Genomic DNA, 13,013 nt, shown 5'->3' on the forward strand with positions numbered 1-13,013 from the left:
AAGAGCACGCCGCCTAAAATCCTGCGGTAGCTATTACCTAAAGCAGTTACACGGAGTACAGCCGTGGGAGCGTTGCCGCCTCTGGAAAAAATGGCTTGATGAAAACCATCAAGACAGTTGCTCCCACATTTGATCGTATTCACAGATATGAATGTGTGAACCCAATTAAATGTGGGAGGGGGCTTGCCCCCGATGAGGCCATCCGCAGCACAGCACATCACAACCCCATCTGCTTGCTGATGATCTCATTCATCACTTCACGCGTACCGCCACCGATGGACAGGATGCGGTTGTCACGGTACAGCCGCTCCACCAGGCTGCCGCGCATATACCCCTGGCCACCGAGGATCTGCACCGCGTCGTAGGTGACGCGGTCGGCGGTGTCGGTGGCCAGGTTCTTGGCCATCGAAATCTCCTTGATCACGCTGATACCTGCGGCCATTTTTGCCGCCTGGCGGTAGGTGAATTCGCGGGAGACTTCCACGGCAGTGGCCATCTCTGCCAGGCGATGCTTGAGCACTTGGAATTTACCGATAGGCTTGCCGAACGCTTCGCGCTGGGCCGCCCATTTGAGGCTTTCCTCCAAGGCCATCTGCGCGGTCATGTTGGCCATCAGGGCCAGGGCCAGGCGTTCGCTCTGGAAGTTGCCCATGATGCAGGCAAAGCCCATGTTCTCGGCGCCGATCAGGTTGCCTACGGGCACGCGGCAATCGTCGAAGAATAATTCAGCCGTGTCCGACGCCCACCAGCCCATTTTCTTCAGCGGCTGGCCGACGCTGAAACCGGGGGTGTCTTTTTCGATCAGCAGCAGACTGATACCGGCAAAGCCCGGCCCGCCGGTGCGCACGGCCACGGTGTAGAAATCGGCGCGGATGCCGCTGGTGATGAAGGTCTTGCTGCCGCTGACGCGGTAATGGTCACCGTCGCGAGTGGCGTGGGTCTGCAGGCTGGCCACATCGGAACCGCCGCCCGGTTCGGTGACCGCCAGGGCGATGATCTTTTCACCCGACAGCACCTGCGGCGCCACCCGTTCGCGCACCTCGGGCCGGGCCCATTTGACGACGGGCGGCAGGCCGATATCCAACGACCCCAGCCCCGCCACGACACCGCCAGAGCCGCAGCGCATCAACTCCTCGCTGGCGGCCACCTTGGCGAACAGATCGCCTTCATGGCTACCCCCCAGGGCTTCGGGATAACCGATGCCGAGAATCCCCGCCGCGCCGGCCTTGAGGTACAGCTCGCGGGGAAAGCTTTCCGCCTCCTCCCACTGCTCGATGCCGGGCAACAGCTCACGCTCGACAAAGCGACGCACGCTGTCGCGGACCAATTGGTGGTTGGGGTCGAAGTAGTCCAGGTAGGCAGACATCGGCAAACTCCACGGGGGGGTGGAGGGAAATTACCAAGCGCTTGCTTGGTTATCAAGCCGTACTCAGCGATTGCTAATGGCACAAACCCAGTGTGGAAGGGGGCTTGCTGTGGTGAAGGAGCCAGTCTCCCAGCAAATCTAATGGGGCTGCTTCGCCGCCCAGCGCGGGGCAAGCCCGCTCACCACAGCAAGCCAGCTCCCACATTTGTAGTGCGGTGGTCTTTAGAGGGCGATGGGTTTACGCCCGGCGAAGGAATGCGCCAGCGTCCCACCATCCACCAACTCCAACTCGCCACCCAGCGGCACGCCGTGGGCGATGCGCGAGGTGATCAGGCCTTTGTTGGTCAGCAATTGGGCGATGTAATGCGCGGTCGCCTCACCTTCCACCGTCGGGTTGGTGGCCAGGATCACTTCGGTAAAGGTGCCCTGCTCTTCGATGCGCGCCACCAGTTGCGGAATGCCGATGGCTTCCGGGCCAAGGCCGTCCAGCGGCGACAGGTGGCCCTTGAGCACAAAGTAGCGCCCACGATAGCCGGTCTGCTCTACCGCGTAGACATCCATCGGCCCCTCCACGACGCACAGCAATGTGTCGTCGCGGCGCGGGTCGGCGCATTGCGGGCACAGCTCTTCCTCGGTGAGGGTGCGGCACTGGCGGCAGTGGCCCACGCCGGTCATGGCCTGGCTCAGGGCCTGGGCCAACCGGGTGCCGCCGCTGCGATCACGCTCGAGCAATTGCAGCGCCATACGCTGGGCGGTTTTCTGGCCGACACCCGGCAATGTGCGCAGGGCGTCGATCAGTTGGCGAATCAGGGGGCTGAAGCTCATGGGCAATGGTCCGACAAAACAACGAGACGCGGTTTATACCCGCGCCCCGGATTAGCGTCAAATCCTCAATCCTGCGCGACGCGCACCACCAACTTGCCGAAGTTGCGCCCTTCCAGCAAACCGATAAAGGCCTCGGGTGCCTGCTCCAGGCCGTCGACCACGTCCTCGCGGAATTTAATCTTGCCATCGCGCACCCAAGGCGCCATGGCGCTGAGGAACTCCGGCTGGCGATCACCGTAGTCATCGAACACGATAAAGCCCTGGATGCGCACACGCTTGGTCAGCAACGTACGCTGCAGTGCCGGCAACCGGTCAGGACCGCTGGGCGCCTCGTGGGCGTTGTAGCCGGCGATCAGGCCGCACAACGGAATGCGCGCCTTGGGGTTAAGCAGCGGCATCACGGCATCAAAGACCTTGCCGCCGACGTTTTCAAAATAGATGTCCACACCGTTGATACACGCTTGGGCCAAGTCATCGGCAAAATTCGCACTCTTGTGGTCGACGCAGGCATCAAAGCCCAATTCGTCCACCACGTAGCGGCATTTGTCGGCGCCCCCTGCGATGCCCACGACACGCAAGCCTTTGAGCCTGGCCACCTGCCCCACCACCGAGCCCACCGCGCCGGACGCTGCGGCCACCACCAGGGTTTCGCCCGCCTTGGGCTGCCCGATGTCCATCAGGCCCATGTAGGCGGTCATACCCGGCATGCCCAGCACACCCAAGGCCATGGACGGGCTCGCCAGGCCGCCAGGCACCGGGATCAGGTTGCGACCATCGGAAATGCTATGGCTCTGCCAGCCGGTAGCGCCGACGACCAGGTCGCCCACTTCGAATTTCGGGTTACGCGACTGTTCGATACGGCTGACAGCGCCACCGGTCATCACTTCGTCGATTTCCACCGGAGCTGCGTAGGACGGCGCATCGCTCATACGTCCGCGCATGTAGGGGTCGAGAGACAGGTACAGGGTTTTCAGCAGGACTTGGCCGTCAGCCAAGTCAGGCAGATTCACACGCTCCAGGCGGAAATTTTCCGGGGTCGGTGCGCCTTTAGGGCGTGAGACCAGGACAATGCGCTGGTTCAGGATCGGTTCTTGAGGCATGAAGGGGCTCCTTTATCGAATGTATCGGTATAGGGTGCAGACCCTGCGTGGCGTACCAGGGTTCGATCCAATTGGCACACAAAAAAATGCCAGGCACGTGGCCTGGCAGTGGAGTGTAGCTAAAACACATCGATCAGAACGGCAGCTTCATGCCCGGTGGCAGTTGCATGCCGGCGGTCACGCCGCCCATTTTTTCCTGGCTGTTGGCTTCGATCTTGCGCACGGCGTCGTTAACGGCCGCGGCGAACAGCGCCTCGAGCATTTCCAGGTCATCTTCGCCAACGCCCGGCAGGACGCTTGGGTCGATGCTAACGCGCTTGATGTCGTGACGACCGGTCATCACCACACTGACCATATCGCCACCGGCTTTACCGGTGACTTCGGCGTTGGCCAGTTCTTCCTGCATCTTGGCCATCTTTTCCTGCATCTGCTGCGCCTGCTTCATCAGGCCGGCCATGCCACCTTTCATCATGGGAATCACCTCAAAGTACGTGGATCAATTAGTAGCCCGGTGTTATGACGCCTGAGGCACCGGGGCTTCGACGGGTTCAATAGTATCGTGACGGACGACCGCACCGAACTGTTGCATCATTTGCTGGATGAGTGGATCACCCTGGATCGAATCCTCGGCCTCGCGCTGGCGGTTGATACGCCGGCGGGTCGCGGCCTGGGCCGGGGTTTCCTGCTCGGGCTTGATCAGCTCGATGGTGATGGTCAGCGGGCGCTCATGATACTGGTTCAGTGCATCGTTGAGGCGGCGTTGCTGGGTCGCGTTGAACAGGGCGCTGTGGGCCGGGTCCAGGTGCAACAGCCAGTGGTCGCCCTCAATGGAGATCAGTGTGCAGTTGGCGGCAATGCTGCCGGTCATACCGGAAATCGGCAGTTTCGGGAACAGCTCCAGCCATTGCAGGGCCAGGCCGGTGGCCGGGGCCGCAGCGGGTTCCGCCTCGGGCTCGGGGGCCGGCTCGGCGGTGTGTTCGCTGGCAAGGTCGTCCAGGTAGCTGTAGGCCGAATCCATGTCCGGCTCGATGTAGTCCTCGTCCAGCGGCGGTTCGTCGTCGAGGTCGATGCCCGGCGTGGCAGCTTCCACCTGGGCCACGGTAGGCTCGGGGACCGGCGCGGACACCCACTCGGGGGCATCCGGCACCACGCTGTCCGGGGTCGGCGTGGGCATCGGCGTCAGCTCGGGCTGCTCGCCGATGGTTTCCAGCACGGGCTCTACGGCAGGCACCCGCTCGACGTCGGCGTCAGCCTCCACCGGGTCATTCCAAGGCAGGTCGACGACCGGCTCAGGCGCGCTGACCGGTTCCGGCTCAACCGCCGGCGCAGCAGACACTGGTTCAGGCTCAGGTTCAGGCGCAGGCACCGAAGCAACCGGCGTGGGTGCAGCAACCACTGGCGCAACCACCGCCGCGCCAGCCACTGGTTTGGCGGAATCAACTGTGGCCTGGCTGATCCCCACTGGCTTTAGCGGCTGTCTCGGCGCGTCTGCCGAGTCGGCGGGCCGGAAGGCCAGCATCCGCAGCAGCACCATTTCAAAGCCGCCCCTCGGGTCGGGGGCCAGGGGCAGGTCGCGGCGACCGATCAGGCCCATCTGGTAGTAGAACTGCACGTCTTCGGCCGGCAACGCCTGGGCCAGGGCCAACACGCGGTCGCGGTCGCCATGGCCGTTGTCGACACCCTCAGGCAGCGCCTGGGCGATGGCAACGCGGTGCAGCACATTCAGGATTTCCGAGAGCACGCCATTCCAGTCGGGGCCTTGCTCCGACAAGTGGCGCACGGCCTCGAGCAGGGCCTTGGCGTCGCCTTCGATCAGCGCGTGCAGCACGTCGAATACCTGGCCGTGGTCCAGGGTACCGAGCATGGCGCGCACGTCGGCGGCCATGACCTTGCCCTCGCCAAAGGCAATGGCCTGGTCGGTGAGGCTCATGGCGTCACGCATCGAACCATCGGCGGCGCGGCCGAGCAGCCACAGGGCATCGTCTTCGAACGGTACGTTCTCGACGCCCAGCACGTGGGACAAATGCTCGACCACCCGCTCAGGGGTCATGTTTTTCAGGGAGAACTGCAGGCACCGCGACAGAATCGTTGCAGGAAGTTTCTGCGGGTCGGTGGTGGCCAGGATGAATTTGACGTAGGGCGGCGGCTCTTCCAGGGTTTTCAACAAGGCGTTGAAGGAGTGGCTGGAGAGCATGTGCACTTCGTCGATCAGGTAGACCTTGAAGCGGCCGCGGCTTGGCGCGTACTGCACGTTGTCGAGCAATTCGCGGGTGTCTTCGACCTTGGTGCGGCTCGCGGCGTCGATCTCGATCAGGTCGACGAAACGCCCTTCGTCGATTTCCTTGCACACCGAGCACGTGCCGCAGGGCGTCGAAGTGATACCGGTTTCACAGTTCAGGCATTTGGCGATGATGCGCGCAATGGTGGTCTTGCCCACCCCCCGAGTACCGGTGAACAGGTAGGCGTGGTGCAGCCGTTGGCTGTCCAAGGCATTGATCAGAGCCTTGAGCACATGGGTCTGGCCGACCATTTCGCGGAACGAGCGCGGACGCCATTTACGTGCAAGAACCTGATAACTCATCGAAAACCGTCGCAACTGGGAAGCGGAAGCCGGTAATGCTAGCGGAGCAAGGGGGAAATTGCATCCGGCACGCTCGCCTAATCTGACTAAGCTTGCCTGATTGGCCCCAAAAAGGCCTGAACCCGGAGAGTGTATGCGCGGAGTCCTGGGCGCTTTATGGATGATCACCTCGGCTTGCCTTGCAGCCCCCGCCCCCTTGCGCTTCTCGGTCTCCGACAGCTGGGCCATGCCCGTGGTGCAGTTGGAGGACGGCCGGCCGACCCAGGGTATTTTGTATGACCTGATGTTGAGCCTGGCCACCCAAGTTGGCCGACCGGCCGAATTCCACGTGCTGGCGCGGGCGCGCATCTCAGGCGCCATGGAGCATGGCGACATTGATGTGCGCTGTTATGTCACCCAGGCCTGGGTCGACAACCTGTCCGACGACTACAGCTGGAGCATCCCGCTGATGGTGCAGCGCAACCTGCTGGTCAGCACCCACATCCCCGCTCAGCCGGTACACGTCAGCACACTCGCGCCGCAAGCCATCGGCACGGTGCTCAATTACCGCTACGCCACCCTCGACCCGCTGTTTGCCAGTGGCCAGCTCAGCCGCGACGATGCACGCAGCGAGGAGCAAGTGCTGCACAAACTGGTGGCCGGGCGCTTCAAGTTCGCCGTGGCCAATGAATGGATACTCGACCGTTTCAACCAACGGATGCCGGTCGGCAAACGGCTGCACAAGGTGGCAGTGATGGATGAACAGCACCTGGGCTGCGCCGTACGCAACGACCCGGATGTGCCGGTGCAGCAGATCCTGCGCACCTTATTGCGGATGAAGCTGTCGGGCGAGATCGATCAACTCATCCAGCTCTACACCGGTGAGACTCCTGACAGGAACTGACAGCACCGCCTTATAGACTCGGCTCCCCAAACACGCATATCCAAGGAGCCCGCATGAACACCATTGCCCACTATTTCCTGCTGTACGTCGACAGCCCGGCCACCAGCGCCAACTTCTATAGCCGTCTGCTGGACAAGCCACCGGTGGAGCTCAACCCGACCTTCGCCCTGTTCATTCTCGACAATGGGGTAAAACTGGGGCTGTGGTCGCGCCATACCGTAGAGCCGGCGGCCCAGCTCACGGGCGGTGGCGGTGAAGTGGGCGTGTCCCTGGCCGACAAGGCCGCCGTGGATGCCTTGCACGCCCTGTGGGTCGAGCGCGGTGCGACGATCATCCAGTCACCGACCGCCCTGGACTTCGGCTACACCTTCGTCGCCCAGGACCTCGATGGTCACCGGCTGCGCGCGTTCTGCCTGAACGATTGACCGCCAACGCCCTTCCAGGCTGATGGCGGCCACGCTGGCCAACACGATCACGCCGCCCAGCACCACTTGCAGGGCAATGTGCTCGCCCAGCAGCGTTGCCGCCATCGTCATCGCCACCGGCGGGATCAGGTACATCGCCACTGAGGCGCGGCTGACCTCGACATGTTTCAACACATACCCCCAGGCCAGGTACGCCAAGGCGCTGGGAAAAATCCCGAGGACCAGTACCGCGAGGTTTTCCGGCAACGGCGCCTTCATCACCGCCGAGGGCAGACCTGGCAGATTCACGCAGAGCATCAAGGTGCCCGCCCACACCATGTAGCACGCCATCGTCAGCGGGCTGTAGCGGTGCGCATAGTGTTTCTGGATGGCGAAGTACAAGCTCCACGACACGGCCGCGAGCAGGATCAGCAAGCCGCGCGGGTCGATATCGCCCACACCGTGATCGCCCCAGATCACCACCAGCACGCCGAGCAAGCCCAGCAACACGCAGCTCCAGCGCCAGAGGCTGACCCGTTCCTTCAAGCAGAAAAACGCGAGCAATACACTGAACAGCGGCGCCGATTGCGCCAGCACGCTCGACGCCGCAGCGGTCACGAATTGCTGCCCGTAATTGAGGCTGGTGTGGTGCAGGAACACGCCGAAAAAACTCAACACCAGCAGCCACGGCAGATCCCGCACGCGGGGTCGACCGATGCCCAGCACCAGCGCCACGCCCGCCATGAACACTGACGCAATCAAGAACCGCAGCAGCGCGAGCTGGCCAGGGCTGTAGCTGTGCAGGCCCATATGCACGCCAATCGGTGAATAGGCCCAACAGAGGATGACGCTGGCGATGACTAGCGTAAGCTTCAGGGGTGACGGGGTATTCATTGACGGCCATCCGAAAACTGAGAAGGAATGCCGTCAGTCTTGGCCCAGGCAAGGCATAGGACAATTAACCGTTTCTGACTTCTGAAATCACGGGAACTGAGCAATGGAACTGGCCCAACTGAACATGGTGCGAGCCGTGGCGCGAACCGGCAGCGTGGCCCAGGCCGCCGTGCAATTGCATTGCGTGCCGTCCAACATCACCACGCGCATCAAGCAGCTGGAAAGCGAGTTGGGCACGCCACTGTTTATTCGCGCCGGGCGTGGGCTGGTGATCAGTGCTGCCGGTGAGATCTTCCTGGAGTATTGCGAACGCATCCTGGCCTTGGTGGACGAGTCCAAACGCGCCGTGGACGCCAACGCCATTCCCCGTGGCACCCTGCGTATCGGCGCCGTGGAGTCCAGCGCCAGCGGGCGTCTGCCGCCCCTGCTGGCCGAGTATCACCGGCGCTACCCGGACGTCAGCCTGGAACTGGTGACCGGTGCCTGGGGCGAGCTGCTCGACGACCTGCAACACCACCGCCTGGACGTGGCGCTGGTGGCCGCCGGCAACAAACGCGCGAAGCTCGAACACAGCGTGGTCTACAGCGAACGCCTGGTGCTGATCGCCAGCGCCTCCAGCGACCCGATCCACAGCGCCGAAGACCTGGCTGGCCGCACCTTGCTGGTGTGGCCACCGGGCTGCCCTTATCGGGCGGCGCTGGAGAACTGGGTCAAGCCCCACGCCTTCAAACCGGCGATTGCCAGCTATGCCAGCTGGGGCACGATCATCGGTTGCGTGAGTGCCGGGATTGGCGTGGCGCTGGCGCCGGAAGGCATCCTGGCCCGCTACGAGCAGGCCAATCAGCTGGCGTCGTACCGCTTTGAGGAATGGCAGGCAGTGGACAACCTGCTGTTCTGGCACAAGGACACCCAGCGGCACTTGGCGCGGGATGCGTTTGCCGACTTGTTGCGTGAAACCTTTGGCGGATGAAGATCCAAAATGAGGGTGTGGGCTTGTTGGGGTAAATGGGACTCTTTGTGATGTACGGTTTTTTGTAGTGAGCGGGCTTGCCCCGCGCCGGGCTGCGAAGCAGCCCCATCAGATCTACAGTGAACCCGCAGGGGGTCAAGCCCCGCTCACCCCAAAAAGCCCCATTCCCCACAACACGCCCGCGTCCAGATTTAGACGCTTATCGTTGTCGAGATCAGCCTTTGGGGGCCGCCAACCGCGCGTACTGATCCTGGCTGATCCACCCCGTAAACGAGCGATCATCCGCATTGATGAACTCGACCTGGGCCCAGCCATCCTTGAAGGCCAGCACACCGACCACGTCATTCTTGACGATGTACGGCCGTTTCGCCGCCTTGGCACTTGGGTTTTTCAGCAGGTAAGCCTTGTCGGCGGACACCTTCACCAAGCCGATCCATTTTTTGCTGGCGGTCTGGGTCAGGTCCAGGCCAGTGGCAATCTCCGGCATCAGCACATTGAGGCAACCCGGATGCTGGCGGCCTTCTGCCACGGTGAGGGTCACGCCGTCAGACGACGCTGCCACGCTGCCGGGGTAAGACTCGTCGAGCCAAGTGGTCAGCGCGGCGGGCTGGCCTTGCAAGTAAAACGTGCAGCCGCGTGTCACGCCTTCGCCCATCTGTTCCGAGTAGTAGCCTTCGACCTGGTGCTCAGGCGTCACCGCGAGCATCAGCCCTTCGTATTTGCCTGAATGCAACGCGGGCGAACCGGCAAAGGCAGGCGCTACGGTGCACAACGACAACACACCCAGTGCTAGAAAACGGATCATCTTATTTTTTCCCTTCAAGTTTCTCGTAGGCTTTTTGCATCAGGACGTCGTAGTTGCCGTAGTCCTCACCGTTATAGTTACGCGCCATGCCGGTAAAATCTTTAGTCTTCATGGCCTTCATCAACGCCGGGCTCTTACTGCAAAACCCGAGAAACGCCTTTAGTTGATTGCCCGCATTCACTTTTAATGCCGCAGAAAACTCAAACACGGTCTTGTAACCACAGGATGCAAAGTTGAACCCCATGATCTGAAACATGCCCCACGACGCCGACATCAAGGCCGCTTCCTGATCCAGGGCGAAGGCGGTGGCCATGGTTTCCCAGGCCTTGGTCTGGTCCTTGTTGTTAATCTGCCACTGGGGCCCGGCCTTTTTCTTATAGGTGTAGGACAGCAGCGGGTGCGCCTGGTCGTAGATGTGCTTGGTGTACCGCTGAAACAGGTGCCCTTCAAACGCGATCACCGGCAACTTAGCCGGCCCGAACCCCGAACGCCCGCCGGACTCCACCGTGGCGAAAGCCTTGATGATATTCACCGAAATGCCACTGCCTAACTGCGTAGCGGCGTTCTGAAAATCGCTCTCGCTCAGGGTCATGCCCCCGTCGCACGTGGCCTGGAGCATCAATTGGCGGTTACGCCGCTCGGCCTCGATCACCGCGCGCATGCGGTCCAGGTACACATTGACCGTGGCTTGCACCGCATCCCCCTGGTTATTGCCGAACGTATTCAGAAAGCTCGGAATACGCAGGGTCGGGAAGGCCTTCACCGGCACCTTGACCGCCTCTTCGATCAAACTGTTGAAGGTTTTACCGGTAGGGTCGATCACACCATCGGGGTGGGCATATTTGAGGTGGCGAAACTGGTACTGGCTGATGCACTGCACCAACTGGCCGTCGCACTTGCCGTTTTCGGCCAGCGGAAACCCCAGCTTGGGAATGATCAAATTGAATAGATACTGGATGCACTGCACATCGGCGGGCAAGTTACGGGCTTTACCGGGGGCGCCCACCGAAGCACTGATAAGACGGGGCAACCCTTGCAGGCTTTTCATCACAGACATCCTTGTTAGTTAAAGAAGTAGTGGCACTTCAATATCAACTCCACCACCTTGTCATACTCTGAAACAAGTGGCTGGCGGAAACTAACAAGGAGGTTTGGGGTTGTCCAGAGCGACCGGTAAAAGTTGTGAAACAGCCGAATATATTTGATCAGTAACCGTGAAACTCTCGGGTTTTCTGATACGTGTGGAAATCAATCCACTCGACCACGTCGTAAGGCAGGTACAGCTGCGCGCGAGCCCTGGAAATGGCGATGTACACCGCGCACAGTCGCTGATCGAACGCGTAGGCATCCTTGAACTTAACGTTGGTGAGCAGCTCAGGCGTGAGCAATACGCGGTCGAACTCCATGCCGCCCGCCTCTTCCGCGAGCATCAGCAGGCAGCGCTTGCCGGGGACGCCGCTCAACCGGTTCAAACGGGTAATGTCGGCGACGTTGAAGCCTTTTTCCAATTCACTCTCGACCCACAGGAACGATTCATCGAACTGGCCGGCATCGCGCACCTGCTGCCAGTCGTCCATGTCGCTGAAATACGCATGCGGGCCGTTGTCGTTGTGCTCGTTGCTGTAGAACTCCGGCTTGAACAAGGCGACGGCGCTGATCATGAAGCGCTCAAGGTCCTGCTGCGCGGCGTTGTCGAGGAGACCAAAGGGGCAGTTGGCCTGCTGCAACTGAATCGCCCATTTCATGGTGTCCCAATGGGAGGCGGTCAGCACCACGCAGCCTTCCGGCGGCACAAAGCCTTGGGGGTAATGCTCGATGCCGACATCGGCATCCCGGGCGCCTTCAAAGGGCGTCTTGCCCTTCTGCGAGTGCACGCTGATCAACGGATTGACCAGACGCTCGACGTTGCGGCCTGAGCGGACGGAGTAACTGATGTCAGTGTGCCGGACCTCACGCTTTCTCCGGACCATCACACCGCTGGCCAATTGGTATTCATCGCCGAGGGTGATCAGCACCTGGCGGCCGCGCTCGATAATCTGCAGCAACGACGGCGGGATGTCTTGGCTTTCGTCGATCAGTACATGGGTGTACCGGGGCGGCACCACGCACCCTTCGAGGCTCGCACGCTTGATCAGCCACAGCGCCGCGAAGCCGGTCTGGTTGGCCCATTGCGGGTTGGCTTCCAGGTAGGTCCAAACGCGGCTGGCATACTCCAGCAACGCTTGGGCGTTGACGCTGGACAGCGGTTGCTTGAAATGCGGCAAGTGCCTCGCCGACAGGCTGTGATGGTTGGAGTGGCAATAGCTTTCGAGCACCTTCAGACAGATATCGAGTGTCGCCGCACCATCGTGCCCCCGCCAGCCATGGATATTGAGGGCCTGGGACACATCGTGCTTGCCGGGCAACCTCACCGGCGAAATCTGCGCGGAGGGCCGTGGCCCCTGCAACAGGGCCTTGGCGAAGGCGGCAAACGTCGAGCCGGCCTTGCTGTCACGCGCCAACCCCATACGTTCGCGAAGCGTCGCCAACTTTGCCCCCGTGCGCGCCAGTACGAGGGTCTGGGCGGGCCGCAGGCACTCCATCAACGCGCCGAGCAAGTGGCTCTTGCCGATGCCCGCATAGCCTTGCACATGCAGGTCTTCGTTCAGGTTGGCGCGAAAGGTGCGCACCAGCTTGTCCTGGGCCGGACTGAGCCAGCGTTCGCGGTGCCGGGGCGTGATCATCTGCTGGCTGAACGGGTCATTGCTGCGCAGGTGGCGGACCTTGTAGCCGATATCCCATTTGCCCGAAGGCAGCAGGTAATCCCGCGCCGCGACTTCTTCAGCCGACAGCAGCCGCAGGTTGACCGTTTTGAGCGCATTGAAGCCAAAGTACAGTTTGCGCGGATCGAACAGCCGCTGGGCTTCGGACAGTAATCTCGCGGTGCCTTCTGCCTGCGTGTCCACCGCCCAGTCGATCAGCTTGGTCAGGATGCGCTCGGCGCCCATGCAGGTCAGGTCTTTTTCTGCGGTCTGGGCCAGGTTCTGGATGACCAGCACGGCGGCCAACTCCGGGTCCGTCAGGCCGGCAAGGGCCGTGGCACCGTCCGTGCCCAGCAGGGCCGTGCAGGTCTCATCCGTCACGGGCAGGAAGACGGGGCTGGATAAATCAAAGTGTTCCGGTTGCATAGTTCCTCGCAGCCAGGC

General features: G+C 61.8%; 12 protein-coding genes. 3 read left to right on the forward strand and 9 right to left on the reverse strand.

Translation table 11 applies throughout. The annotated features are described in order from the left end of the window. Positions 1–217 precede the first annotated feature (217 nt). The 5 genes from K7431_RS21680 to dnaX all read right to left on the reverse strand — a co-directional run bounded on the left by K7431_RS21680 (position 218) and on the right by dnaX (position 5,872). A complete protein-coding gene (locus tag K7431_RS21680) occupies positions 218–1,366 on the reverse strand; it encodes an acyl-CoA dehydrogenase family protein (RefSeq protein ID WP_015885311.1) in 1,149 nt (382 codons plus the stop codon). A 222-nt stretch (positions 1,367–1,588) separates the two neighbouring features. After that, positions 1,589–2,191, reverse strand: coding sequence for a recombination mediator RecR (gene recR / locus K7431_RS21685; protein ID WP_015885312.1), 603 nt, complete (start codon positions 2,189–2,191; stop codon positions 1,589–1,591). Positions 2,192–2,256: 65 nt separating this feature from the next. Beyond that, on the reverse strand, positions 2,257–3,291 hold the full coding sequence (locus tag K7431_RS21690; protein ID WP_015885313.1) for an NADP-dependent oxidoreductase: 1,035 nt from the start codon (positions 3,289–3,291) through the stop codon (positions 2,257–2,259). A gap of 133 nt (positions 3,292–3,424) precedes the next feature. Then, positions 3,425–3,763 (reverse strand): YbaB/EbfC family nucleoid-associated protein, encoded by a 339-nt coding sequence (locus K7431_RS21695; RefSeq protein WP_003175481.1) that lies wholly within the window; start codon positions 3,761–3,763, stop codon positions 3,425–3,427. Positions 3,764–3,805: 42 nt separating this feature from the next. Continuing rightward, positions 3,806–5,872, reverse strand: a complete 2,067-nt coding sequence (gene dnaX / locus K7431_RS21700; RefSeq protein WP_015885314.1) for a DNA polymerase III subunit gamma/tau — start codon at positions 5,870–5,872, stop codon at positions 3,806–3,808. Positions 5,873–6,005: 133 nt separating this feature from the next. On the opposite strand from dnaX, the gene K7431_RS21705 reads away from it, so the two are divergent. Both K7431_RS21705 and K7431_RS21710 read left to right on the forward strand, forming a co-directional pair. After that, positions 6,006–6,755 (forward strand): substrate-binding periplasmic protein, encoded by a 750-nt coding sequence (locus K7431_RS21705; RefSeq protein WP_015885315.1) that lies wholly within the window; start codon positions 6,006–6,008, stop codon positions 6,753–6,755. A gap of 53 nt (positions 6,756–6,808) precedes the next feature. Then, on the forward strand, positions 6,809–7,180 hold the full coding sequence (locus K7431_RS21710; RefSeq protein WP_015885316.1) for a VOC family protein: 372 nt from the start codon (positions 6,809–6,811) through the stop codon (positions 7,178–7,180). On the opposite strand, the gene K7431_RS21715 is transcribed toward K7431_RS21710, so the two are convergent. After that, positions 7,094–8,053: a DMT family transporter gene (locus K7431_RS21715; protein ID WP_015885317.1), complete on the reverse strand. Its 960-nt coding sequence runs from the start codon at positions 8,051–8,053 to the stop codon at positions 7,094–7,096. The genes K7431_RS21710 and K7431_RS21715 overlap by 87 nt on opposite strands. Before the next feature lie 103 nt (positions 8,054–8,156). On the opposite strand from K7431_RS21715, the gene K7431_RS21720 reads away from it, so the two are divergent. Next, on the forward strand, positions 8,157–9,023 hold the full coding sequence (locus K7431_RS21720) for a LysR family transcriptional regulator (RefSeq protein ID WP_043205739.1): 867 nt from the start codon (positions 8,157–8,159) through the stop codon (positions 9,021–9,023). Positions 9,024–9,237: 214 nt separating this feature from the next. Here the strand turns inward: K7431_RS21720 and K7431_RS21725 are convergent, their stop codons facing one another. The 3 genes from K7431_RS21725 to K7431_RS21735 form a co-directional block, all read right to left on the reverse strand. Next, a complete protein-coding gene (locus tag K7431_RS21725; protein WP_015885319.1) occupies positions 9,238–9,828 on the reverse strand; it encodes a hypothetical protein in 591 nt (196 codons plus the stop codon). Position 9,829: 1 nt separating this feature from the next. Further along, positions 9,830–10,876: an N-acetylmuramidase family protein gene (locus K7431_RS21730; RefSeq protein WP_015885320.1), complete on the reverse strand. Its 1,047-nt coding sequence runs from the start codon at positions 10,874–10,876 to the stop codon at positions 9,830–9,832. A gap of 157 nt (positions 10,877–11,033) precedes the next feature. Continuing rightward, on the reverse strand, positions 11,034–12,995 hold the full coding sequence (locus tag K7431_RS21735) for an ATP-binding protein (protein ID WP_015885321.1): 1,962 nt from the start codon (positions 12,993–12,995) through the stop codon (positions 11,034–11,036). Positions 12,996–13,013 lie beyond the last annotated feature (18 nt).

This window comes from Pseudomonas fluorescens group sp. (assembly GCF_020093335.1).
GTDB classification, from domain to species: domain Bacteria; phylum Pseudomonadota; class Gammaproteobacteria; order Pseudomonadales; family Pseudomonadaceae; genus Aquipseudomonas; species Aquipseudomonas petroselini.